Annotated in this window: 22 protein-coding genes and 1 tRNA gene; 6 read left to right on the forward strand and 17 right to left on the reverse strand. The window is 40.0% G+C overall.

Features of this window, described 5'->3' with window-relative positions; all coding sequences use genetic code 11:
• From BUC20_RS06060 to BUC20_RS06075, 4 genes are all read right to left on the reverse strand, one after another.
• Entirely contained in the window at nt 1-1,374 is a 1,374-nt protein-coding gene (locus BUC20_RS06060) for an SMI1/KNR4 family protein (RefSeq protein WP_073228676.1), read from the reverse strand.
• Between the two features lie 87 nt (nt 1,375-1,461).
• Entirely contained in the window at nt 1,462-1,941 is a 480-nt protein-coding gene (locus BUC20_RS06065; RefSeq protein ID WP_073228678.1) for a hypothetical protein, read from the reverse strand.
• Nucleotides 1,941-2,639, reverse strand: a complete 699-nt coding sequence (locus tag BUC20_RS06070; RefSeq protein WP_073228681.1) for a LytR/AlgR family response regulator transcription factor — start codon at nt 2,637-2,639, stop codon at nt 1,941-1,943. The genes BUC20_RS06065 and BUC20_RS06070 overlap by 1 nt, the downstream gene beginning before the upstream one ends.
• 10 nt (nt 2,640-2,649) lie before the next feature.
• Nucleotides 2,650-3,681 carry a sensor histidine kinase gene (locus BUC20_RS06075; RefSeq protein ID WP_073228685.1) on the reverse strand — a complete coding sequence of 344 codons (1,032 nt, stop codon included), beginning with the start codon at nt 3,679-3,681 and terminating at the stop codon, nt 2,650-2,652.
• Between the two features lie 140 nt (nt 3,682-3,821).
• Here BUC20_RS06075 and BUC20_RS06080 point away from each other — a divergent pair, with 140 nt between their 5' ends.
• Nucleotides 3,822-6,215, forward strand: coding sequence for a TonB-dependent receptor domain-containing protein (locus BUC20_RS06080; RefSeq protein WP_073228687.1), 2,394 nt, complete (start codon nt 3,822-3,824; stop codon nt 6,213-6,215).
• 51 nt (nt 6,216-6,266) lie between these two features.
• Here the strand turns inward: BUC20_RS06080 and BUC20_RS06085 are convergent.
• The 5 genes from BUC20_RS06085 to BUC20_RS06110 form a co-directional block, all read right to left on the reverse strand.
• Nucleotides 6,267-6,342, reverse strand: a tRNA-Ile gene (locus tag BUC20_RS06085).
• A gap of 497 nt (nt 6,343-6,839) precedes the next feature.
• Nucleotides 6,840-7,730 carry an SPL family radical SAM protein gene (locus BUC20_RS06095; protein WP_073228689.1) on the reverse strand — a complete coding sequence of 297 codons (891 nt, stop codon included), beginning with the start codon at nt 7,728-7,730 and terminating at the stop codon, nt 6,840-6,842.
• On the reverse strand, nt 7,727-8,437 hold the full coding sequence (locus tag BUC20_RS06100; RefSeq protein WP_073228691.1) for a DNA alkylation repair protein: 711 nt from the start codon (nt 8,435-8,437) through the stop codon (nt 7,727-7,729). The genes BUC20_RS06095 and BUC20_RS06100 overlap by 4 nt, the downstream gene beginning before the upstream one ends.
• A gap of 79 nt (nt 8,438-8,516) precedes the next feature.
• Nucleotides 8,517-10,748, reverse strand: coding sequence for a B12-binding domain-containing radical SAM protein (locus BUC20_RS06105; RefSeq protein WP_200800891.1), 2,232 nt, complete (start codon nt 10,746-10,748; stop codon nt 8,517-8,519).
• 143 nt (nt 10,749-10,891) lie between these two features.
• Entirely contained in the window at nt 10,892-11,434 is a 543-nt protein-coding gene (locus BUC20_RS06110) for a hypothetical protein (RefSeq protein ID WP_143166714.1), read from the reverse strand.
• A 129-nt stretch (nt 11,435-11,563) separates the two neighbouring features.
• Between BUC20_RS06110 and BUC20_RS06115 the strand changes: the two genes are divergently transcribed.
• Entirely contained in the window at nt 11,564-12,628 is a 1,065-nt protein-coding gene (locus tag BUC20_RS06115) for a serine hydrolase domain-containing protein (protein ID WP_073228696.1), read from the forward strand.
• A 139-nt stretch (nt 12,629-12,767) separates the two neighbouring features.
• Nucleotides 12,768-13,304 (forward strand): RBBP9/YdeN family alpha/beta hydrolase, encoded by a 537-nt coding sequence (locus BUC20_RS06120; RefSeq protein WP_073228699.1) that lies wholly within the window; start codon nt 12,768-12,770, stop codon nt 13,302-13,304.
• A 54-nt stretch (nt 13,305-13,358) separates the two neighbouring features.
• Here BUC20_RS06120 and BUC20_RS06125 read toward each other — a convergent pair whose 3' ends face one another.
• The 4 genes from BUC20_RS06125 to BUC20_RS06140 all read right to left on the reverse strand — a co-directional run bounded on the left by BUC20_RS06125 (nt 13,359) and on the right by BUC20_RS06140 (nt 19,582).
• Nucleotides 13,359-14,792, reverse strand: coding sequence for a TolC family protein (locus tag BUC20_RS06125; RefSeq protein ID WP_073228701.1), 1,434 nt, complete (start codon nt 14,790-14,792; stop codon nt 13,359-13,361).
• The gene (locus tag BUC20_RS06130) at nt 14,785-17,949 is read right to left on the reverse strand and encodes an efflux RND transporter permease subunit (protein WP_073228704.1); all 3,165 of its coding nucleotides are present in this window, start codon (nt 17,947-17,949) and stop codon (nt 14,785-14,787) included. The genes BUC20_RS06125 and BUC20_RS06130 overlap by 8 nt, the downstream gene beginning before the upstream one ends.
• Nucleotides 17,950-17,986: 37 nt before the next feature.
• Nucleotides 17,987-19,069, reverse strand: coding sequence for an efflux RND transporter periplasmic adaptor subunit (locus BUC20_RS06135; RefSeq protein ID WP_073228705.1), 1,083 nt, complete (start codon nt 19,067-19,069; stop codon nt 17,987-17,989).
• A 132-nt stretch (nt 19,070-19,201) separates the two neighbouring features.
• Nucleotides 19,202-19,582, reverse strand: a complete 381-nt coding sequence (locus BUC20_RS06140) for a hypothetical protein (RefSeq protein WP_073228708.1) — start codon at nt 19,580-19,582, stop codon at nt 19,202-19,204.
• Nucleotides 19,583-19,754: 172 nt separating this feature from the next.
• Here BUC20_RS06140 and BUC20_RS06145 point away from each other — a divergent pair, with 172 nt between their 5' ends.
• On the forward strand, nt 19,755-20,510 hold the full coding sequence (locus tag BUC20_RS06145) for a hypothetical protein (RefSeq protein ID WP_073228711.1): 756 nt from the start codon (nt 19,755-19,757) through the stop codon (nt 20,508-20,510).
• A 15-nt stretch (nt 20,511-20,525) separates the two neighbouring features.
• Here the strand turns inward: BUC20_RS06145 and BUC20_RS06150 are convergent, their stop codons facing one another.
• The 3 genes from BUC20_RS06150 to BUC20_RS06160 form a co-directional block, all read right to left on the reverse strand.
• On the reverse strand, nt 20,526-21,050 hold the full coding sequence (locus BUC20_RS06150) for a hypothetical protein (RefSeq protein WP_073228714.1): 525 nt from the start codon (nt 21,048-21,050) through the stop codon (nt 20,526-20,528).
• Nucleotides 21,051-21,162: 112 nt separating this feature from the next.
• The gene (locus BUC20_RS06155) at nt 21,163-22,038 is read right to left on the reverse strand and encodes a CE1 family esterase (protein WP_073228717.1); all 876 of its coding nucleotides are present in this window, start codon (nt 22,036-22,038) and stop codon (nt 21,163-21,165) included.
• A 96-nt stretch (nt 22,039-22,134) separates the two neighbouring features.
• Nucleotides 22,135-22,926, reverse strand: a complete 792-nt coding sequence (locus tag BUC20_RS06160) for a helix-turn-helix domain-containing protein (protein WP_159441058.1) — start codon at nt 22,924-22,926, stop codon at nt 22,135-22,137.
• 528 nt (nt 22,927-23,454) lie between these two features.
• On the opposite strand from BUC20_RS06160, the gene BUC20_RS06165 reads away from it, so the two are divergent.
• Nucleotides 23,455-24,279 (forward strand): hypothetical protein, encoded by an 825-nt coding sequence (locus tag BUC20_RS06165; RefSeq protein ID WP_073228722.1) that lies wholly within the window; start codon nt 23,455-23,457, stop codon nt 24,277-24,279.
• A gap of 29 nt (nt 24,280-24,308) precedes the next feature.
• Nucleotides 24,309-24,773 (forward strand): DUF1572 domain-containing protein, encoded by a 465-nt coding sequence (locus BUC20_RS06170; RefSeq protein WP_073228724.1) that lies wholly within the window; start codon nt 24,309-24,311, stop codon nt 24,771-24,773.
• On the opposite strand, the gene BUC20_RS06175 is transcribed toward BUC20_RS06170, so the two are convergent.
• A complete protein-coding gene (locus tag BUC20_RS06175) occupies nt 24,774-25,283 on the reverse strand; it encodes a nuclear transport factor 2 family protein (RefSeq protein ID WP_159441059.1) in 510 nt (169 codons plus the stop codon). It lies immediately after the preceding gene.
• Between the last annotated feature and the right edge of the window lie 328 nt (nt 25,284-25,611).

Here is a 25,611-nt window from a genome sequence, read left to right on the forward strand (position 1 = left end):
CTACGGATTTGACTCTTTTGGAGCTGATGTACCCATAACTGTTCGGTTGGTCAGGCCATAGTCAGCTAATCTATGGTTAAGATTGGCAAGGATATAGTCTTGTTCTATTGGAAACTTTTCAGCAATATCTTTATAACAGGCCAGGAGTCTATTGTCTTTTACCCCAGACAGGGCTTGTAATGAGGTATGTATTACCCGGTTAGAATCATCTTTTAATCCTTCAATAAATGTTTCGATGTAATCTTTTTTATTCTCTAACTGGCCCAGGGTATAAAGTGATTGCACCTTAATGCCTTCAATATGGTGTCTGGCAAACGGTATAATCAGCCTGCTGTAGTCTGTGTTTGTTTCTTTTAGCAGGTAAGTACAAAACCTGAATGTTTCCTCATCCTCAATTCTAAAGACATTGTCTTCGATAACGTTTAGCCATTCAATAGCTTTATCCTTTGCATACCAATAAATAAACTGGAAGACTGAAAGTAAGTCTGTTTGCAGCAATTCAATTAAATGTGGTTTGGCGATTTGATCATCAGATTTACAGATGAGCTGAATTAACCTGACTTTATGTTCTGGGTTAGTTTCAATTAAGCTTTCAATTCGATTTATCGTTTCGTCTTTTAAACCTTTTTTATTCAATAAGCCGTTTAAACAATCTACCTTTTCCTGGACATCTATTGAAGATATAAACAGCTTCAGCAATTCTTCCTCAGAACCGCCCATATGATATCCGAACCAGCCAGTATGATCATGAATTAAATCGCCTGAAATCACTTCATCCAACCACCTTTCGTACCAGTCCAGGAAATTTCTCTCAAAAGCAAAGGTCGGCTTTTGGCCATCTGAATCTAAGTTTACTACCCTTCCCTTATACTGCCCGTTTAACACTATCCCATGTAAATAGGTGCATCCCTGTGAGCCTAAAGGAAGTATTCCGCCCCATAATTTACCTAGTTCCTGATCATATTCTTCATCAGCTATTGTTTCATCCTCATTGATCTTTTGAGATAATGCTTTCCAAAATTCATCAGTCATTTTTGGATGGATTACACAGCTGTTTTTTAAATACTTTTCTGAATCGGCATAGATTAATTCATTTATATTTTCTCCAAAGGGATAAATCCCATAAAAAGGTCCTGCTGAGGGATTTTGCCCGGTAAGATCACCGTTGCCAACATGAAGTACAAAAGATTTATAACACTCCGGAAGTTCAATTGAATATTTTTCTTCCAGTTGAGCAATCTTTTCTATTGTAGTCGGCTCGCCGATTGCGTATTCATGTTGCTCTGCTCCAAACACCATGCAGCTCTTGTCGGCAGCTTTGGCTTCAATCAACTTTTTCTTTATTCTCTGTATCTGTTCACTGTATGCTGTCATCGGAAAGGTATTCAAAAAAAATCAGGCTAAGGGCTTTGGGGGTTTATCGGATCAAAAATAGCAAAAATGGTCTGGATCAAAACTCCATTACCAGGATTCCCTCCTGATTCCGCGAATGCAGTCTCCATCAAATGTAACAAACCAACGTCCATAGCCATCAACATTTTCGAGATGATCGTTTTTGTTGCTTGTGGTAAAATCAAGTTCGAAACTCCAGCGGTTGACTGTTGTAAATGAGGGCTCTAAAAAAATAACATTAAGCCCAAAACCGAACATTAATTCACTTTGTTCCAACTCATTAAAGTATCCTGACATTTTAGCGAAATTTAGCAATGGGCTCATTGCTTTATCAATATAAGATGGTAAATGGTCCTCCAGATAATCTAAAAATTCAGGCAGTTTTATCCAGCCTGCTTCAGCAAAATAGTCGTTGGAATGAATTGAAAATTCTATCCTGTTAAATCCCCCAAAGTCTGAGGCTATTGAAAACCATTCCTCTTTATCCTCCGTTTGCTTAAAGAGGAACACTCCTGCCCTTGACCTGATCGATTTTATCTCCTGTTCCATTATTTTTTATCTACCCATTCCCCGATTAATTTCCGATAGGTTTCTCCAATCGACAAGTACTCCCCATTGCTCATTTGTATTTGATATCCTTCGATAACCCTGATCTTATTTAATGGAATAATATAGGAACGATGAATGCGGACAAATCGGTTTTGAGGCAGTTTGAGCAAAATATCTTTCATATTTTCCAACACAATGATCTTTTCTGCAGGGGTATGAATGCGAATATAATCTTTCAATCCTTCAATATACAAAATCGAATCTATGGCGATTTTATAGTGCTTGCGATCTGCTTTCACGAACAGGTAATCATCTGTTTCAGCGCTTTGAAAAGTTTCCTGCCAGCGGTTGTATTTTTCTACGCTTTGATAAAAACGGTTAAATATGATCGGTTTTAATAAGAAATCAATCACATGGAACTGGTAGACATCCAAAGCATATTCAGCATAAGCAGAAGTAATGATGAAATTGTGCTTTTGGTTAAACAATTGCATCAGTTCGATACCCGTCAGATCTGGCATTTGAATATCTAAAAAGATCAGGTCAACCATCTGAGTGTTTAAAATCTCTATGGCCTGGAATACGTCACTGCCGGCATACAAAACATTTAGTTGTGGGACCTTCGATGCGTAATCGGCAATGAGCTTTACTGCAAAAGGTTCATCATCAAGTATGATACAGTTTATTCTTTTCTTCATTGTAATATATTTACTTTTTGTCTCTTATTGACTTTTTAAGGGTGCTCAGATCGATCTGAAGCTGAGCCCTGAATCGATTATTTTCACTGGTCAGGATAAGCTCATGAGCATTTGGGTAATAGATTTCTAATCGATTTTTAAGATTATCCAATCCTATTCCTCCCAACTTATCTTTTTTTTGCGTGCCCATTTCATTACTTACCACAAAAGACAATTTCTTTGAATCTGTACGGATATCTACAATAATCGGATGCTGATTGGAAGTAAGTCCGTGTTTTAATGCATTCTCTATTAGTGGAGATAGTATGTAAGGTGGAATTTCGATACTTTCATCATCCGCATGGATGTTCAGCTTTACAAAATCATTTTCTACGTGCCTGAATTGCTCCAGTTCGACATAAGCTTTAATGTAATTGATTTCCTCAGAAAGGTTGATCCGTTCTCTTTGAGAGTAGTAAGTGGTGAACCTCATTACCTCACTCAGCTTTGAGATCGCAAGCAACGATTTATCAGATTGAAAATAAACCATCGAATAAATATTGTTTAGCGTATTGAAAACAAAATGAGGGTTGATCTGCGCTTTAAGAAACTTGATTTCGGTGTTTTTCTTTTCTTCCAAAAGATGGATAAAATAGATGAAATACCAAAGAAAGGAGCTGAACATGATCGGTTTACTGCTATAATAGACGTTATCACCAAGATAACCAAAAAAGGAAGGGTTGGTATAATTGATCTGATTAAATAAAATCCCGGTAAGAAACTGTTCTGCAAACCACCTTAACCCGGTAAAAACAAGGTAAGAAATGAACACACCAAAACATAACCTTTTCCATTGAAATACTTTAAAAACCCATTTCATGATCACCAGGTAATGAAAGTAAAAGGTAGCGACAAAAACGATCACATAGGTACAATAAAATAAATTGGGAAGGACGAATCTGAATTCAAAAGAATCTGTTACAAACGTAAAATACGCCGTTAACATCCAGAATAAAAGGTGAACCAGCCGTTCTGACTGCTTTGACAATGTGGTATTATTCATCTGTAGTTGTTTTATACAAAAGTATCCATTCGGGTAAAGGTAAAAAAATGGGTTAGTAGATAAACCGCAGGGGTTTGTCGAAAAAAGTAGCTTAAACAGCTTGTTCAATACAGTTTTGTACAAAATTTAATAGAAAAAGTATGAAACAGATTATTCCTTTATTCGTTGCCATTTTATTTCATCTTCATGTTTTCGGTCAGCAATTTTCGCTAAAAGGTAAAGTAGTGAACTCCCGTAAAGCTCCTGTAGAATTTGTGTATGCAAATTTAATGAAGAACGACAGTACATTGATCAGACAAGCGCTAAGTGACAGCACAGGTCATTTCTTTATGCTGGCAGAGAAAGGAAATTACCGGTTAGTTATAGCGCAATTTGGGACGAGGTTTACCAGCCAGGAAGTCGTATTAAACCAGAACATTGATCTTGGGAATATAGAAATCAATGAAACCACAGAACTCCGGGGGGTGACCATAAGTGGCAGAAAAAAGATCATTGAACAGAAAGTTGACAGGTTGGTATTCAATGTAGAAAATTCTGTAGTAGCAACTGGCGGAACAGCATTGGATGCACTAAAAGCAACACCAACGGTTAGGGTTCAGAACGACAATATCTCTATTGTAGGAAAAGGCGAAGTATTGGTTATGATTGATGACCGCCTGCAAAGAATACCACAAGAGGACCTCGCGGATTTCCTTAAATCTATTCCCTCCGCAAACATTAAAAGTATAGAAGTCATCACCACACCGCCTGCAAAGTATGAGGCGGAGGGCAACAGCGGGCTCATCAACATCAAATTGAAATCAGCAAAGACGAATTCATGGAATGCCAATATCGGTACCTCCTATACTCAAAAAACATACGCAGGTGGGAATCTGCAGGGTTTGTTCAATTTCAATCGTGACAAACTTTCTTTACAAGCTTCTTTTAACAAAGGCACACAAAAACTATTGACAACGTCAGACAGCCAGATATTTTACCCCAATGAACTGTGGAATGAGGAGATCAGGAACAAATCTAAAAATGAGGTATTGAGTTTAGGCTTTGGGTTGGATTATAAGCTGACTAACAAATGGACAACCGGCATAAAGTATCTTAACAGCCTGACAGATAAAGAATCGGCAAGTCAACCATTCACCAGCAGGTTAGACCAAGCGACAAAAACAGTCCATTCTTATGTGCTTTCGGATGTCATCGCAAACAACAAACCTGAAATGAATTCGCTCAACTGGTACCATTCATTTTCTCTGGATTCCCTTGAAAAAAACATCACGGTAAACTTCGATTACTTCAATTACAGAAAAAAAGACTTCCGGTCTTTTAATGGAAATGAACTTGATCCTCAGAAAGAAATCATTCAAAACACTTTCTTTTCATCCATCAATAACAACCTGAATAAGATTAAAAATTATTCCGGAAATATAGACGTTTCGCTACCTTATAAATGGGCAAATGTCAGCTTTGGGGCAAAATTTTCTTATACCAATACCAATAATGACCTGGTCGTTTATAACAATAAGACAGGTATCCCGGTTTTAGATACCAATCAATCCAACATCTTTAATTATAGAGAGCACAATGAAGCGCTTTACTTCTCTACCAGTAAAAAAATAAATGCACAATGGGAAACGCAAATTGGCTTTCGAATGGAGGCTACACAAACTGAAGGTTATTCCGGAAACCTGAACCAAACCAATAAGAACAATTATATAAAATTGTTTCCTACAGCATACATCACTTATGTTCCCAATGATAACAACTCCTTCTCCCTTAACTATAGCAGAAGAATCAGACGGCCCGATTTTGATTACCTGAATCCCTTTGTAATTAAAACAAGTCCATATTATTATTCAGAAGGAAATCCCTTTTTAAAGCCCTCTTACATCAATAATCTGGAATTTTCTTACATCAGAAAACAAAACTGGGCAAGCAGCGTTTACTTCTCCCAGGTAACCGATTTTGGGCAACAACTTTCTATCGTAGATGCTTCCACAAACATTACTAAGAGCACACCTTTGAACTACGCCAACACCTATCAGATTGGGTTTTCTACCTATTATAATTTCAAAAAATGGTCTTGGTGGAACAGCGTTACAGGATTTAATGTAAATTATCAAAATGTAAAATCAAAAACCAGTCTCATCCAATCTATTGATGGAGGAAATGGGTATTTCTATACCAACAATGATTTCACATTAAACCAATCAAAATCGATATTCTTTGGCTTAAACTATAGCTTACAATTGCCCGGACGTTACCAGATCTTTCATATCTCCTCCCTGAATATGCTGGATGCCTCGATGAAATTTTTATTCCTCAAAAAGAATCTGTCCCTTACCATTACAGGAGAAGATTTATTAAATGCTCAGAAACCTTTGATCTCTTATCAATCCAACGGCATAGCCAATAACATCAAAAGCTACGGAGATACAAGGGGCTTCAGAGTGGCTTTGAGCTTTAAATTTGGCAACATTAATTTAAAATCTAAAGACAGAAATTTCGGAAACGAGGACGAAAGAAACAGAACCAATCTGTAAACCTCAGGCCTCAACTAAAGCAAAATGTACCATTGCACCACAGGAAAATAATGGTGGAAATAAAAGGACTCGAACCTTTAACCGGTACCGTATAAGAGTACTGCTCTAACCATTGAGCTATATTTCCGTTAAAACAAAAGGTCCTCTTAGATTTATCTAAGAGGACCTTTTGTTTTAAATGTGATTATTCAAGACATAGCTATTCTCTCCGATAAATCGGTTGCGGTATATAGCTTTGTATTGATGTCGTTTTCATATGCTTATTATTTATGTTTTCCTGCATGGACTCGAACCACAATCTTCTGAACCAAAATCAGACGTGCTACCATTGCACCACAGGAAAATATGCAGCGTAACCCAGACGCTAAAATTCTTATTAAAACAAAAAATCCCCTTAGACTTATCTAAGAGGATTTTATATTTTAATTCAATACATAGCTATCCCCTCCGATAAATCGGTTGTGGTATAAAGCTTTGTATTGAGTTCATGTTCATGCTGCAATGATACGTAATTTTATTATTATTCAAAAAATATTTTTCATTAAAATCAAAAAAGAATAACATACCCTATTGCCACTGCCTGATTACTAAAATCAAATTATCGCCGAAATGGAGCTGCAATTTTTACGGCAAGATACTATTCCCGAGCTCGTATTGCCGACACATCTCTTCCATCTTCTGGCTAAAAGCCCGCCGATAGTACAATGGCATCTGGGATCCGCTGGAAAAAAACCGTTGGTACTTCTCCAGCAAATGGGGGTAATGTTTTTCTACAGCCCTCAGCACGAGAACCTTACTATCTGAAGATTCAGTACCATGTAATGTTAGCGTTGCGGGAAATATATAATCGACATTAGCTCTTTTAAACACTTGAAACATATTTTCAAGTTGTTCGGTGGTATCCGTTATGAATGGCAACAGGGGCATCATACTAACACCGGTATAAAGTCCTGCCTGTACTGCGGCTTTCAAGGTCTCCAGGCGTACAGAAGGTGGCGTTGCACCAGGTTCAAAAATACGGGCAACCGGATCGTCAAGAGTTGAAAAAGAGAAAGTCAGGAAAGCTTTTCGGGACAGTTTAAGGCGAAGGTCATCCGGAAGTATTGCCGCACTGTCGATGGCTTGAAGAAGGTCGAAATCTCTGCTCACCAGGTCGGATTTAGTGATGATATGCACCGGAAAACGATAATGCAAAATCACCTCCAGGAGACTTCTGGTCAGTTGTGTGGTCTTTTCGATTTGCAGATAGGGATCTGTAGCCGAGGACAGTACAATGATCCCATACTGTTTTTTACGGGCCCGGGCTGACAGCTGCCGTTCCAATAGCTCTACAGCATTACTTTTAACACTTAGTTTCTCTTCCATATTGATCCCATACTTACTCCCCCTGATGTAGCAAAACAGGCAATTAAAAGAGCAACCGCTATAGGGATTGACCGTATAATCGTCCAGAAACCAGGGATCACGCCGTTTGGTCTTATTGAGTATGGATTTAACAATAATCGTTTTTGTCATTTCTTCCTGCTTCGGCCAAGACCTATTCTAATTTTTGTCCGAAACCATTGTTTGGTATCAGTTGACGCAATTTTCAGATCATAAAGTGCAATAATATCCGGATGAAATCTGGCTATCGTTTTGGCACCCCAGCCGATCCCTTTTTTTGTGTGAAAATCCTTTGTACCCGCCAACGACAGGAGCAGATCGAATACAGGTGTTACAAAAACCGGATCCAATTCTTTTTTAACTGCATAATGTGCAGCCACACCAACTGTCCTTACGATCCATTTGTCTTCGTGTATGGCCAGCTGTCTGAGCACAGGAATCGTTTTCTCTGGGGTAGTCAGCAAAGCATAACCAAGTATCCGCTCTCCGATAATGTCACATACATACCATTGATCTCCGAATCGTATATACTCACAAGCTTTGGCTATGGATCGCTCAAAATCAACTGATAAACGTTGCTGAAGTATAATTCCTGCTAATACCTGACTGCCAATTTCCTTCAATCTGATGATATGGTCTGTAATAAGGAGCTGATCCGGTTCAGGAATAAACATCGCCATTTCCCTTGCTGCGTATTCCAGCAAAGGAAATCTGACTTTCTTTTTGAGTAGTTCCTGATGGAGTACAGTTATGAAAGCATCCAGCCCCTTTTCGTCTAAAAGCGTTTTTAGTTGAAGTACAATGCTTTTTATGGTCTCTTTACTATTGATCCTTTCCATTTATGGTCATGATTACCGAAGCTAAAGATAAAAATTATCGATCTGCAGCATCAAAAGTAGTTCTGTTTGAAGGCGTAGTTTATAAAACCAACAACCCAAAATCTCTCAGATTATAAATGGGTTCAGAATACCAGAACAGTTCAAAATGTTCCATATTACTTTCAAAATCTGTTTTAATGTCTTGAAAGGTATAAACCTGTGTATTGGAAACGGCTATTTTCTTTAAGATAGCAATCAGCCACTCTCCTTCCTTTTTATTGGTCTGAATGTCAAAGCTTTCCTTTTTATCATGAAAAGTTAAGATTGTCATTTCCAAAGGCTTGTTCTTTTTGTATTTGGTAAAGCTTTCTGCTTCCGGTTTCCCCCCTAACCAAACCACTTTAGCCGTTGGTTTGGTATTAAATTTACTTTCTTCTTTTATTGCTTTTTCAATAAAATCCGGAGGGATCGTTGTTTTGGGTATCTTAAAATCAAACCAATCCTGCAATTTATAATCGAAGCAAATGCCATGCATAAAATTGAAAAGTGATTTCTTCAGGCCATAGCTGAATTTATTATGATCTATTCCTGTTTTATCGACGTAATTGATGTCATTATTGGCAAAAGTTCCGATCGCTTCCGTTTCTTTGACCACGCCGAATTTCTCCGGATGCATACCAACAGGGCTGTGCGCTGTCATGGCAAACTGATGCCAGAAACCGGATTGTAAAACACCTGCTTCAAACAATTGTCTCACCATCTCCAGACTGTCTACCGTCTCCTGAATGGTCTGTGTCGGATAGCCATACATCAGATAAGCATGGACCAATACTCCTGCTTCTGTGAAATTCCGGGTAACCTGGGCTACCTGTTCAACCGTCACTCCTTTGTCTATTAACTTTAATAACCGATCTGAGGCGACCTCTAAACCACCTGAAACTGCGATACAGCCTGATGCTTTAAGTAAAATACACAGATCTCTGGTAAAGCTTTTCTCAAAACGAATATTTGTCCACCAGGTGACAGATATTTTTCTCCTTAAAATCTCCAGTGCCACTTCCCTCATCAAAGCTGGTGGGGCTGCCTCATCCACAAAATGAAAGCCATTCTGACCTGTTTTTTCACTCAGCTCCTCAATACGGTCTACAATTAATTTAGCCGCAACAGGTTCATAGACCTTAATGTAATCCAGAGAAATATCACAAAATGTACATTTCCCCCAATAGCATCCATGCGCCATGGTCAACTTGTTCCAGCGGCCATCGCTCCACATCCGGTGCATTGGATTTACAATTTCTATCACGGATATGTATTGATCCAATAGCAGATCACTATAATCCGGCGTTCCTACATCAAACTGTTTATAATCGCTTCTCAAAGCATCATTTCTATAACTTACCTCTCCATTATCCAATAGAAAAGTTCTTTTATAAAGGTGAAAATCTCCAGCTTTTACGATCGAATCATAGATCAGTTCAATAGGCAATTCCCCATCGTCTAAAGAGATGTAATCGAAAAACTCAAATACTCTTTTATCAGAAACGGAACGTAATTCTGTATTGGGGAAACCACCTCCCATGGAGACTTTTACCTCGGGATAACTTCTTTTTACATATTGTGCGCATCGGAAAGCGGCATACAAATTTCCTGGAAAAGGAACAGAAACAACCAATAACCTGGGCTGAACAACGGCAATCTTCTCCTCCAAAATTTTAACCAGGATATGATCCATATAGGTATACTCCTGATTTAAAGCCTCATAAAGCTCATCAAATGAATTAGCACTTCGGCCTAACCTTTCGGCGTAACGACTAAAACCAAAATTCGGGTCAATGCATTCAATGATAAAATCCGAAATATCTTCCAGGTATAGTGTTGCCAGATGTTTAGCCTTATCCTGCGTTCCCATTGCGCCAAATGCCCAATCCAGTTCTTCTAATTCAGCAAACCTTGATGCTTCCGGTAAAAAGTCTTCCTGGCAAATCTGCAGGGCCAGGGTTGGATTTTTGCCTTGTAAAAAAGCAATAACCGCATCAATGGTTTTGATGTATTCGTCCTTTAAAGCAAGAATCCGTTTTGCGTTCATGCTTCTTGACTTCCCTGGTCTTTTCTCAGCATAAGAGAAAAGATCCTGCAAACCCTTCCTGGAAAACAAGGCCAAAATTACCTCAATACCTAAATCCGCCTGAGTCGAAGAAATATCTTTGGTGTTTAAAAAACCTTTGATATATGCAGTTGCAGGATACGGGGTATTCAGCTGGGTAAAGGGAGGAGTAACAAGGAAAAGATCTGTTTTCAAAATGGAATGGTATTTCCCCACAAAAATATCCATAATTATTTTAGGATTCGACTTTATCAAATGATAAAATTTGACAAGTACGGGAATAGAGCCGGGTAGGCACCTGTTTCCCGGTAAATAAACGCCCTGACCATCATAAGTACAGGGCGTTTATTTATATCGTATCCTGAGAAATCTTAATTGGCTTCAAAGACAAGATTTCCACGAAAATCCTTCTTATACTTTCCAATAACTCTTCCTCTTTCATCCTCTACAACCGTATCTCCAAAGATGTTCTTTTTGTAAACCTTCTTCCCTCCTTTATCGTCTTCCTCAATGGTATTCCCGAAAATATCTTTTTTGAATTTCTTAACCGTCCTTCCCATCTCATCCACGACAATATTATTTCCGAAAATATCCTTTTTATAGACTCGTTTTTCTCCGTTCTCGTACTGTCCGACAGTGTTTCCAAAAATGTCCTTTTTGAAGGTTGCAATAGTTCTTCCCCTTTCATCCTCTACAACAGTATCACCGAAGATGTTCTTTTTATAAACTTTTGTTCCTGCACTTGTATCCTGCCTGACCACCAGACCAGTAAAGAAACTCTTCTTACCGGAGATGTCTTTGCTATGTCCAAAGAAAGGGACAATCATCAACGAAGCAGCCATTAATACCATTTTTGGCGGTACAAGCCGCCAAAGATCCCGACGGAGGAGATCCTTACCTTGTGTAGTTTTCATACGCTTATTGTTTATTTGTGTGTGTACATCAAGATACCAGTTTTTATCCAAAAAGCTCAAAACTTATTTATTATATCAAAAATATTGCAACGGCAGGCATATTACACCGTCTTATGAGAAAGATTCAATATGAGATATATCCTGACCTTAGCCCTGATTATTCTAAGTTTCTCCGTTTTTCCCCAATCTGTCAAGCTCCATAAATTGATTAGCAACTATGCAAATGAACACCAGTTTAACGGCACCATATTAGTTCAGAAAGGTAAAAAAATAACCTACCATCAAAGTTTTGGACTTGCAGAACGGGCCTTTAACACTCCACTCTCCAACAACACCAATTATCAGGTTTGCTCCATTACCAAAACTTTTACCGCGGTCTTAATTCTTCAGCTTGTGGAACAGGGAAAGATCAGTCTCCAGGAAAAAATAAACACCTACTTACCTGACTACAAAGGAGAAGGAGGAACAAAGGTAACCATCCATCAATTGTTAAATCATACCTCTGGAATGATGAATACGGACACCGCTAAAGATGAAAATTTCATGAGATACGGAATAGGATTTTACCATACCCCCTACACACTGGAAGAGATTGTAAACAAATTCTGCTCAAAGCCAATCATCAACGAACCAGGAACAAAGTTCGACTATAACAATGGCGAGTATATGATTTTGGGCAGAATTCTGGAAACCATTTATAAGATGCCGTATGAGAAGGTCTTGGAACAAAACATTCTAATCCCCCTGGGAATGACCAATTCCGGTCTGCTTTCCCATTACAAGCTCATTAACAACCTGGCCACCCCCTATTACAAACAGGATAAGGTTAGTGATTTGATCCCCAATATCCCCATGTATGTCGGAGATTTCTATTCTGCAGGCGCAATGTATTCCTGTACTCCGGACCTCATTAAGTTTAACAATGCACTCTTTGATTTCAAAATAATCAAAAAACAAACATTAGAACTTCTTCTAACACCAGGCCTGGACGACTATGGGTATAGCGCGTGGATCCGGGATTCCAAAGGCGTAAACGACAAGTACAAAAGAATGGAGCGATATGGAAGAATTTCAGGTGCAAACTGCGTATGGTTTCATTATTTGAATGAGGATGTGACCGTGATCATCTTGTCTAATACCAACCTCACAGATTTAGGTGATTATGCGCTTAAAATTGGGAAAGCCATCTTCTGAATAAAACCATACTGTAAGTACAAACAACGCTGCAGGATGAGGTCAACACAAACTATCCCAAAAATATAATGCATCAAACATTCATGTAAGAGTTTTAGCGGAAATCTGCTAATTTCGGTAATACAAGAAGTTATAAATAATGGGAACAAAAATATTGATCATGCCAGGACTGGGCGGCTCAGGAGAAAGGCATTGGCAAAGCTTTTGGTTAAAAGAATTCGACAATGCAGTCTGGCTTGAACAAGACAACTGGGAGGAACCGGAACTGGAGAAATGGCTGGAAAAACTCAATGAAAGCTTATCCGTATTAAACGGTCCTGTGATCCTGGTTGCACATAGCCTTGCGGTCTCATTGGTTGCTCATTGGGCAGTTAAACACTCAGCCATCCATATCAAGGGAGCTTTGCTTGTTGCCCCGGCAGATGTAGATTCTCCCACACACACACCGGATATCATCAGAAATTTTGCCCCTATCCCCCTGTCAAAACTCCCTTTCCCATCAATCGTGGTCGCAAGCCGGAACGATCCATACATAGATTTACAGAGGGCAATGTACTTTGCAGAACAATGGGGCAGTGAATTTATAGATGTCGGTTCGAAAGGCCATATCAATTCAGAGACTGATCTCGGTCTTTGGGAAGAAGGACAACTCCTTTTACAGCGTTTAAACAAATAAAAATGCCCCCAAATCCGGGGGCATTCCATAATACAGCTAAAAAAATTGCAAGCCTTATTGCCAGCCTCCACCTAAATCCCTGTAGAAATGAACCACTGCATTCAGTTGTTCTTTTTTCGTTTCAATCAGTTCCAGCTTGGATTCCAGCGCATCTCTTTGCGTCATCAACACTTCAAAATAGTTAACCCTTGCTGATTTAAACAAATCATTGGAAACCACGATCGACCTGTCCAGGGCCTCTACCTGCTGCGATTTCAGTCCATACCCTTTTTCCAGGTTACTGATTTTGGAAAGCTGGTTAGAAACCTCCAGATAGGCATTCAGAATGGTACGTTCATAGTTATACATCGCCTGAAGCTGTCTTGCATTGGCACTTAGGAACTCCGCTTTGATGGCATTTCTGTTGATCAGAGGCCCGGCAATATCCCCTGCCAGCGAATACAGCACTGATTCGGGAAACTTTAAAAAGTAAGATGGCTTAAATGCCTGTAAACCTACTGCTGCCGAAATGTCCAGAGAAGGATAAAACTCTGCCCTGGCCACTTTCACATCCAGCTTCGCCGCTGTCAATTCCAGCTCTGCCTGTTTGATGTCCGGACGATTGGCCAGCAATTGTGAAGGAATACCTGAATGTACTGCCGAGGGCAATAAATTTAAAAAGTTTCCCTTATCACGTTTGATCTCCTGTGGATACCGGCCGAGTAAAAAATTAATCCTGTTCTCTGTTTCTTTTATCTTTTGAAGAATTTCAAACTCCATACTCTTTGAAGTCAGCACTTCTGCCTGAAACTTCTGAACCGCCAATTCTGTGGCACGGGCTGCTTCTTTCTGAACTTTTACAATCTCCAATGCATTCTTTTGCAGTTCAATGTTCTGTTTCACAATTTGCAACTGGTTATCCTGAGCCAGCAACTCGTAATAAGAATCTGCAACCTCTGCGATTAAGTTAGTAATGACAAAGTTTTTGCCCTCTACCGTCGATAAATACCTGCTGATCGCTGCTTTTTTTGAATTGCGCAGTTTCTTCCAGATGTCTACTTCCCAGTTCGCATGAATGGCCAAAGTATAATCCATCAGTGGATCAGGCATTGCTTTACCCGGAACAATTTCTGTAGACGCATCTCCTGCCCCTTGACTGGTGTACCTTCCTACTTTTTCTACACCAACGCCTGCCCCTACACCTACACTAGGTAAGAGGTTGCCTTTCTTCACACGGATATCGTTCTTTGCAATTTCAATTTCCTGCAAAGTGATCATCAGTTCCTGATTATTTTTCAGAGCGGTATCAATCAGATCGACCAGGTTTTGATCCTTAAAAAAGCTGCGCCAGGGCATAGCCGACATGTTAGTGGTATCCCGGGCCTTGTCGTAGGCTCCGGGAACAGTTAATTTTGCCGTCGGAGTCACAACCGACGGAACTTTACAGCCTGCTACCGCAAGACCTATGCTCAACGCAAACATGCATCGATATAAATTCAGTTTATACATTGTGATCGATTTCTTCAGTTAATGGATTTTCTTCTTCATTTTTAACGAGCTTATGCTTTTCTGCAATCCGGGCGAATATATAGTACAGACCAGGGATGATTAATACCCCGCAAATCGTCCCTAAAAGCATTCCGCCAGCGGCAGCAGAACCGATGGTACGGTTACCAATTTTACCTGGCCCGGAAGCGAATACCAAAGGGATCAATCCGGCAATAAATGCAAAGGAAGTCATGAGGATCGGACGGAACCTGACTGCTGCCCCTTCCATCGCTGCCTGAAGTACTGTTGCTCCGGCACGGTGTTTCTGAACGGCAAACTCTACAATCAGTACCGCATTCTTGCCCAATAAACCAATCAGCATTACAAAAGCCACCTGCGCATAAATATTGTTCTCCAGACCGCATATTTTCAGTAATAAAAAGGCCCCGAAAATCCCACATGGAAGGGAAAGGATCACCGATAATGGCAGGATAAAACTTTCATACTGTGCAGCCAGAATCAGGTATACAAATCCAAGACAGATGAGAAAAATATAAATCGCTTCATTGCCACGGGATACCTCATCTTTGGAAATCCCCGCCCAGTCGATACTAAATCCTCTTGGCAAGGTCTTTTCGGCCACTTCATTGATCGCATTAATGGCTGCCCCACTGCTATAACCCGGGCCCGAAGATCCGCTGATCTCTGAAGCATTGTACATGTTGTGGCGGGTGATTTCGGACAAACCATATACCTTTTCCATTTTCATGAAAGCCGAAAACGGAACCATCTCATCACGACTGTTTTTTACATATAATTTCAGGATGTCTTCAGGCAATGCGCGGTATTGAGGCAAGGCCTGCACCATCACCTTGTACTGACGGTCGTACTTAATAAAATTGGTTTCGTAATTACTTCCAACCAGGGTAGAAAGGGTATTCATGGCATTTTCAATCGTTACTCCTTTTTGCTGGGCAAGATCATTGTCTACCCTTAACATATATTGAGGAAAGCCTGCACTATAAAAAGTGAATACCGACGACAGTTCCGGACGTTTGCTCAATTCCTTCACGAAATCCTTACTCACGGTTTCCATTTTCTTGAAATCACCAGACCCTGCTTTGTCCAGCAAACGAAGTTCAAAACCTCCTGCAGCTCCATATCCAGGCACTGCTGGTGGTTGGAAAAATTCTATGGTAGCGCCCGAAATCTCAGAAGATTTTTCTTCCAGCTCTTTCATCACCTCTCCAACCGAATGTTTACGGTCTTCCCAGCTTTTCAGGTTGATCAGGCAGGTTCCGGAGTTGGCACTTGTTCCTTCTGTCAGGATCTCGTATCCGGCGAGGGCAGAAACAGATTGCACCCCTTCTACCTTTTCTGCAATCTTCTGTAGCCTTTCCGCAATTTCATTGGTTCTTTCCAGTGAAGATCCCGGAGGAGTCTGAATGATCGCATAAAACATTCCCTGATCCTCATTTGGGATAAAGCCGGAAGGAAGACTATTGTTCAGGAAATAAGTTCCCGCACAGAAAGCAATCAGTACACCAAAAGTGACCATTCTACGGCTGACAATCGTTCCAAGCACTTTTTGGTACCTTCCTGAAAGCTTGTCAAACCCGCTGTTAAAGCCGTCCATGAACTTATCCAGTCCGTTTTTCTTTTGCGGTTTTCCATGGTTCTTCAATAAGATTGCACACAATGCCGGAGTAAGCGTTAGTGCCACGATACCGGAAAGAATAATCGCTGTGGCCATCGTAATGGAAAACTGTCGGTAAAATATCCCCACCGGGCCCGACATAAAGGCTACAGGAATAAACACCGCAGCCATCAGAAAGGTAATGGCAATAATAGCCCCGCTGATCTCGTGCATTACTTTTTTGGTGGCCTTTCTTGCAGAAATATGCTGCTCATGCATCTTGGCATGGACGGCTTCAATGACCACAATCGCATCATCGACTACCACCCCAATTGCCAGTACCAATGCAAACAGGGTAACCAGGTTAATGGTAATTCCGAAAAACTGCATGAAAAAGAAGGTCCCTATCAGTGATACCGGAACGGCAATGGCGGGGATCAGTGTCGAACGCCAGTCGCCCAGAAAGAGAAATACCACCAATCCAACCAGGATAAATGCTTCTACCAGCGTGTGTATCACTTTTTCAATTGAGGCATCCAGGAATTTGGAAACGTCATAACTGATCTCATAATCCACTCCTTTTGGAAAAGAGCTTTTCTTGATTTCCTCCATTTTGGCCTTAATGTCTTTAATCACCTGACTGGCGTTACTTCCATAAGATTGTTTCACGGTAATGGCTGCCGAAGCTTTGCCGTTCAGATTGGAATAAATATCATACATAGAACTCCCGAACTCTATGTTAGCCACATCTTTCAGGCGAAGGATCTCCCCTTTTGGACTGGAGCGCAGGATGATATTTTCATAACCTTCTTTAGTGGTAAAGCGTCCCGGATATTTCAACACATATTCAAATGATTGAGATCTTTTTCCTGAACTTTCCCCTGTCTTACCTGGGGAGGCCTCTAAACTTTGTTGATTTAATGCTTCTAAAACCTCATCAGCAGAGATTTTATAAGCCAGCATCCGGTCGGGTTTTAGCCAGATCCGCATGGCATATTCCCGGTTACCCAGGATATCAGCAACCCCGACACCATCTACTCTTTTCAATTCTGAGAGTACATTGATGTCTGCGAAATTGAATAGAAACTTCTGATCCATCTTAGGATCTTTACTGTACAGGTTGATGTACATTAACATGTTCGATTCTTCGCGGGTGATTTTTACGCCTTCCCGTACCACCAGTGGCGGTAGTTTGTTCACCACTGAGGCTACCCGGTTCTGGATGTTTACCGATGCCTGATTTGGGTCTGTTCCGAGATTAAACACCACCTGAATGGAGGCCTCACCATCATTACCTGCATCAGAGGCCATGTATTTCATTCCCGGAACACCATTAATGGCCCGTTCCAGGGGAATAATGACCGATTTGATCATGAGCTCACCGTTAGCTCCCGGATATTCTGCAGTGATGTTCACCTTTGGAGGTGAAATGGAAGGAAACTGTGTAACCGGCAAATGGCTCAAAGCCAGAACCCCCAGAAACACGATAATGAGCGATATTACTATAGAAAGGACTGGCCTTTGTATAAACTTATTAAACATTTGTTTATTTTTTAGTGATAGATACCAAACTGGACCGCTATTCTGCTTTTAAGCGCAGATGAGAAAGCACCTCTTTAGCTTCGATGTGCTCGCTTCTGATCTTTTCATCATCCTTTACCTTCTGAACACCTTCCAGCAGGATGTTGTCCCTTTCAGAAAGGCCGCTGCTGACCACATACATATCAGGCATTTCAGCCGCAACAGTGATATTTCTGGAATGCACCACCTGGTCTTTCCCAACCACAAATACATACATCTTATCCTGGATCTCATAGGTTGCTTTTTGTGGGATGATCAGCGCATTCCTTAATGGAACAATCATCTGGATTTTTCCTGTTTCTCCATTTTTCAACAACCTGTCCGGATTTGGGAAACGTGCCCTGAAAGCAATGTTCCCGGTTTCATTGTCGAACTCGCTTTCTACCACTTCTACATTTCCTTTATCTTTCAAAAGTTCATTGTTGGCCAATAACAGGCTCACTTTATTGCCAGCACGCGCTTTGACATTCGTTTGGTAATCTAAATATTCCGGTTCTGAAACGTTAAAGTAAGCGAACACCTGACTGTTATCAGACAGGCTGGTGAGCAATGCACCTTCATCAACCAGACTTCCTAACTTCAGTGGAATACGGTCAATGGTTCCATCAAAGGGAGCCCTGATCTCGGTAAATGACAAATGGAGTTTTGCCAGGGAAACTTCAGCTCTTGCCTGATCCAGCTTGGCCTGAGCCATGGCCTGTTCGTTTTTGGAAACTACATTTTTATCTGCCAGCAACTTGACATTTTTTAGTTCAATCTCTTCTGCTTTGACTTCTGCCTGAGCTTTCAGCAATTCAGCTTCATATATTTTCGGCATGATCTTAAACAACAACTGACCGGCTTTGACAGACTGGCCTTCATCTACATAAATATTTTGCAGGTAACCTTTTTCCTGCGCCCGGATCTCAATGTTGCGGACAGAACGGATCTGCGAAACGTATTCCTTGGTAAAGGAAGTATCCGTTTTTAAAGGGTTGGTAGTGGTAAATTTGCTGTCTTCTTTCTTCTCTTCTTTTTTTGAGGTACAGCTGGCAAGGTTCAGCAAGGCAATAGCAGCCGTGAACACGATTATTTTCTTCATGATATCAAATGGAAATTAAGTGAATAAATGAAAAACATCGGTTGGAGTGGCTGGAACAGCCATCATCATACCTGCGGATCAATCCGGGAGGTAGGTGTAATCAAATTTTTGTTAACCGATGTATCGTGTTGCTCAGATTCTTAAGACTCTTTGTCTGATGTAAATCGGAGATGTGTCACCGCAAAAGGGTGGAAAAGAGTTAAAATGTTTGTGGTAATCTTCCAGAATCAAAACGGGGAAGAAGCTCAGGTACCACTTATCTAATAAAAGACAGCTGTGATTTGCCAATCCATTCTGAACGTCATCTCCATTAAGGTGCTCCTCATCTAAGTCGGCCTCCTCAATTTCAGTAATATCCAGATCTGTAGTTGCAAAATTCAAAGGTTCGCTCTTAACAAGCGTATGGTGATGTGAAGAATGGCTAAAATCTTTATGGTGTGTTCCTGTACGGAAATCACTCCCATTGCACAGCAAGTGGGAAAACAGAAAGACGAAAAATATAACTATTCTCATTCGGGCGCAAAAGTAATCAAAGTATTGAAAGAAAAAAATCGAGGTTTTACAATTCTTAGCCGCAATTCAAATGCGAAAGCACTGGCGAGGGCAATACCTGATATAATTTCAATATTAAACGTTTCAAATCAGAAAATATGACCAATTTTGAACAAAAAAATTTCCGACAGCCATGTATCATATCAAAATAACTGACTTAAAACCATCCGAAAACTGCTCAAGAATCGGCGGACTTGCACACATTGATATGGAGGCCTACCCTATTTGTCCGGTTAATCAAAAACCGATGCTGCTCCTCATGTCACTAAAGAAAGACATTTTTGACAGTGGTTATGCTGTCAATCACCTGCTGGAAGACGAGAACTATTGCATCAGCGTTTTCTTGTCCGGAAATTCCGGTCCGGATGCAAATATTCCGTTCATGTATACCGTTAACAAGCCAGCAGAAGCGGAGAAACTAAAGAATGGTACAGTACGTGTCATTTTGCATAAGGATACCGGTATTGGCGTAGCGCAGGAAGATTCTCCAATTCCACTTCCGGCACAGCGCATCATACTGAGCAAATTCTCAGAAGAGGAAGAAAAGAATGACAATCCGGGAAGTCGAAAATGGGACAAAGGTTCCAGGTTAGCCCTATCTAAATTTGGTGCCCAGGTTCCTTATTGGGTACAGGAACCAATCAATATAGACCCTGAAATTATGAAAAACTTCGTTCCTGTTTTTAAAGGTTTTTTTGGGCCGGAGTTTACTTTGCAAATCGAAAATCAGTTGATCTCTGAAGTCAGTAAAACTCATGAGGGTCTACTTGGAAGCAATGGCATGGGTTATTTGTACCTGCCTACAAGTGTCAGAAACTTCATTAAAAAATATCAGGGACCGGTTGAGATCGGAAACTTCTTTATACAAAGCAGTGGGATATCATCATAAATGATCTTTAGTTTGCTAAATCTTGAGGTGATTTAGTTCATTCCTGATGGCTTCGATTTCATGCTTTAGTCTGATTTTTGCATCGTTAAGCTTTTCCAGATAAGACTTATGATCATCTGCATTTTGCAACATACTGATATGCCATTCCAAAGAATTTTCCAGAACCTCTATCAGCATCTTTTTATTATCCGGAAGCTCATTGGTCACATATCCTTTTGCCTCATAAAATGATTGTAAGATCTTCCATTCCTTTATATTTTTCTTTGGAGGAGTTTCAAAAGACATCGGCACTTTTATCATGTTAGCCCCACATTCCGGACAGATTACTTTCTTATCAAAATATTCGTATTGTAAGTATTGTATAATATCCACCGGAATCTCTTTTTTTGGCTTTACAAAGTAAAACCCATTTAATAAAAGAGACAATTCTCCTTTTCGTTCTGCCACATCCTTTGGATTGGGTTGTTTAAAGTTCTTTCTGCAAGCAAAACAGATATAATGTAGTTTGTATCTAGGTCCTTTTAATATAGAATATCCCATTATTCATTTTTTTCGATTCTATCCTGGTGTCTGCAAGTTACATTTTTGATTTAATTAAATATCCCCGAGATATTGAACTGCGTAACTCAGCCAATCCCCTGCTTTTCATCCTTTAGGGTTTCTTGTTTCGGTTGAAAAAATGCCACATCAACTCATTGACATTGACATCAGCGGTTGTCTTTCCCAGGGGGAAACCTATATTAAAAGGATCACTTCCCGGCCAGGTATGTCCCCCATCCTGAACCCTGACCAGCATTACTCCAGTCCCCTGAGCTCCAACTTCAGTGATCAGTACCGAAGTCCCATCCTTCTTATCTGTATCCATCAACTTTTCTTTTTTCAGATCCGGAGAAAGATGATTATGTGAAACCCAGTAGTTAAAAGTTTCCTGTGCAGAACTATAAGCACCAGTTTTTCCTTCATATTTAACAATCTGGTCTGCGGTGCCTGACACCTGCATTACCGCAATTTTTTTGTCCGAACGGTTAAAATATCTCACTGAATCTGGCAATGGGCCTCCTACGGAAGCAATGGCAGCAAAAGTCTCCGGCATTTCGGCTGCAAGACGGTGGCAAAAAAAACCTCCTCTGGATAAACCAGTAGCAAATACCGCTTTGTTGTTGATGTTATAATGCTGCTTTAAAGTGTCATTCAGTGCCCTAATGAAGCCTACATCATCGGTTCCATTTAAATATGACATCTCAAAACCTACATTCCAGTCGGCATTAATTCCGGCCGGGTAAACGACAATAAAATTAAGTCGATCAGCCAGTGCATTCATTCCGGAATAGAACATTTGTTCTGTAGCGGTCATTCCTCCTCCATGAAAATTATAGATAAGGGGATATGTTTTTTTTGCATCGTATGTCTTCGGCGGATACACGATATACTTTCTTTTTGCCTGTTTAAATTTAAAGGATTTCATCTGAGCACTTACAGTGTTCAGGGTGATCACGGCAATGAATGCCAAAAGAATGGTCTGTTTCATTTTTATGTTTTTTTGGTAAAACAAGCTTAAAATGAATAACAGGTCTTCTTATATGATCATTTCGTCAGTTAAAATGATGATTTTGTTAGTGGTATTTTAAACCGGTTCGGTTTTAACTGATTCCATTTTAAATTTTTCGGACGCTTTGCGAAAGGCTGAGGGGGTAACTCCTTTTACCTTCTTAAATGCGCTGTTAAAACTACTCAGGCTTGAAAAGCCAGATTCATAGGCGATAAATGAAATGTTATAATGCTGAAAACCTGGATCTGAAAACAAGGTACAGGCATGGGCAATTCGGTATTGATTGATGAAATGATTAAAATTAGATTGGTAACGGAGGTTAATTGCCATGGATATTTTTTGAGTGCTGACTTTTAAACGGCTACTTAATTTAGTCAGACTGAGATCGGCGTCTTTATACAACTCCTCATCAACCACCAGCTTCTTTATCTTTTCAAAGATTTCTTCAGTTTCAGTCTCGCTCAATGGTGTGGTCTGATATTTTGCAGCAGATGGACCATCCAAATATTTTTTCCTGATATATATCCATGTGATTCCATAGGCGATTACAGAATACAATACCGGCCCGATGATGTAAGGGATTTGTTCTTCCATGATATTCAGTACATACACCAGCCAGATCGCGGTTAATGCGTAGCACAAAAGAAGTAACCACTGTAGCTCCAAAGTGTTGCCGGTTTCTTTTTTAACCTGTTGTATGTATCGGTAACTCAACAACAGGTAACACAAATAATGGCCATAGTAGAGACAAAACATAAGGACAAACACCCAGGTTGGCGTCGTTTTAACCCATTCCCTGCTGACCATTACCGCAGCAGACAATGCGAATAAAAATGGAAGGAGATGTAAGGAAAAATGTTTTTTCAATTGAAAAGACTTATTCAAAACGGAACAGCAATAACAGTAAAAAAGGGGGCCAATGAGGAGTAAAGCAGCAAGACCAATAAAGATAAGTTGGAAATCAATCTGCTCAGCAAATTCAAGAATAACGGATTTACCAATGCGAAATGAGAGTACAAAGAGAATAACGCTAAGAATTCTATTGGAAATGCGCTTACCTTTTGAAGATGTCCATAGGTAAATGCCAAGGAAAAAACCATGTAAGACACCGAGTCCACTAATTAAAACAAGAAACAAGTTTGTAATCGACATCATATAAACTCAATGATAATTCTCTGCTCAAATTTAAGATTTCGGTTCTATAAACATCGCTATCTTAAAAAATCTTAAATTTCATTAACTTTAACCATTGATTAGCCTCCTGGAAGCAGGAAACACCGAATTTCGCTGTCGGTTTTATCACAACAATATGCAAAATTAGAATGTAGACTTTTTCGGGAAGCTTTAGCTGATGAACGAATTATCGGAACCCAACTTACCTTAGAAAAAATAAACATGACCGATATTCAACTAAACAACAAACTTTATTCCGTTGAAGCGCTATCACACATTACACAGCAACTCATTGACTGGGATTTTCAACCGGTAACAGGTATAGGTCTCTATACAAAGATAGAGCGGTATGCTCATCTTGAAATAAAATTATACCTGTCAGATTCTTACGATAGCAGGGTAATATGGAACACAGATGAAACCTACTTCCCTTATGACATCAGGATCGGCAAAGCCATTGAGAAATATCTTTTGTTCTTCACCAATTACTTGTCGGCTTTAAAAGGTAAAAGCGTCCAACTGATTTTTGAAATCACCGACGGGACTTATCACCTGGTAGACTCAGACGACAAAACTTATGGGTATGCTGTTTTATATGCCCTGGTTGACTGTTTTGACAAAACATATTACAAACCGGATGAGCTTAAGATAGCGCGAATAGCGGGGATAAAAGCGGAGGCCAGGGCATTTTTCAAATCCCAAGGCACGCGCTTCACTGTTGAAGAACTACGTAGATCATTAGAAAACATTGCACTAACCAGAAGTGTAAAAGAACTGATCCATGACCTATCCCATGAAGAACTCAGTCTTTATCTCGAAACCTGTGATCAATACCGGTTAAATCTGCGCATAAAGCCTAAATTATCAGAAGAAAAGATTGCCTGGTTTAAAGCGCACAAAGTGATAGTTGGATATAATTGTACATTATCCTATATCGGTCTCTGGCATATTGCAGTTGCCAGCAGAAATGCTTATTTTTTTGCTCGTTATTTTGGTCTGTATAACGATCCTGAATTAAAGAAATATATGGACATGTACAAACCATAACAGGCATCCGGATAAAACAATATTTACCTATGAATCTGACCGCACAAATCGCAAAACATTTCAGAGAAGTTCATTTTGGCGGAAACTGGACTTGCTCAAACCTTAAAGACAATTTAGCAGCGCTCAGCTGGCAACAGGCAACCACTAAAATTCAGTCGCTGAATACCATCGCTGCTCTGGTATACCATGTAAACTATTATGTAAGTGCAGTGCTAAAAGTATTACAGGGAGAAACCCTAAATGCCAGGGATGAATATAGTTTTAATCACCCTCCTATCCATTCTCAGGAAGATTGGGAGGCATTACGGGTGAAAGCATTAACCGATGCGGAGCACTTTGCCCGGTTAATTGAACAATTGCCTGAAAGTAAGCTTTGGGAGAATTTCGAGGAAGAGAAGTATGGAATTTATTATAGAAATCTCCATGGAATAATCGAACATACCCATTATCATTTGGGGCAGATTGCCCTGATCAAAAAGATGCTGACTGCTTAGCTATTCCTCCAAATATTCCTGATGGGCAAAACTAACAATTCTCGTTGCTTTCCATTTCCCATTGATATTTTGCCAAAGCGTCATAAATTTAGCTTCACTGCTTAACTCCTCCTGTCCGCCTTTCTTTGTGGCATAAAAACGATGGATCCCTGTTTCTACAGCTCCATAACCTCTAATCGGGCTTACTTCCATGCTTCCCGCAACAAGCTCTCTTCTGACCTTTCTGTCGCTTTTGAAAGCCTCTTCAAAAGAATCCATGTTCTGCTTATAATGCGTTAATCCACCCTGATCGTGATAAAATTCAATATCCTGAGAAAAGATCTCCTTTAAGGTCTTCAGGTTACGCTCATTAAAAGCATCAAACATCACACTGTCCAGGTGGGCAACTTTTTTATACAATTCCTTTGAAACAGGAGGTAATTTATTTACTTGTGCCATGGTACTGAATGACATAAAGCCAAACAAAACCAGGAAAGTAATTTTCAAATCATAAAAGCTGTTCTTTTTCATACGTGCATATGGTCTAAGTTTATGCCAGAAGCAACTCATTAAACAAGTCACTAAAAACCAACAAGTTAATTTTAAAAAATAGAAATATCCTGTTCAATAACGGACAGTACCCGTACAATCCTGAACATCATCATCGGCCATGCAGGCATTGAGTTTTCGAGCAACCTGATCACAAAGAAACAGATCCTCAGTCATGAACGAACAGATTCAGTTCAACTATTCCTGAAATATCACAAAGTATCAAAAAATTCAGCAAATAACAGGTCATATACCACGAACGTTAATCTCTTCTCTTACTTTATATCCTGGTATCGTATATTGAGGACAT

Origin of the sequence: Pedobacter caeni (genome assembly GCF_900129215.1) — a bacterium.
GTDB classification, from domain to species: domain Bacteria; phylum Bacteroidota; class Bacteroidia; order Sphingobacteriales; family Sphingobacteriaceae; genus Pedobacter; species Pedobacter caeni.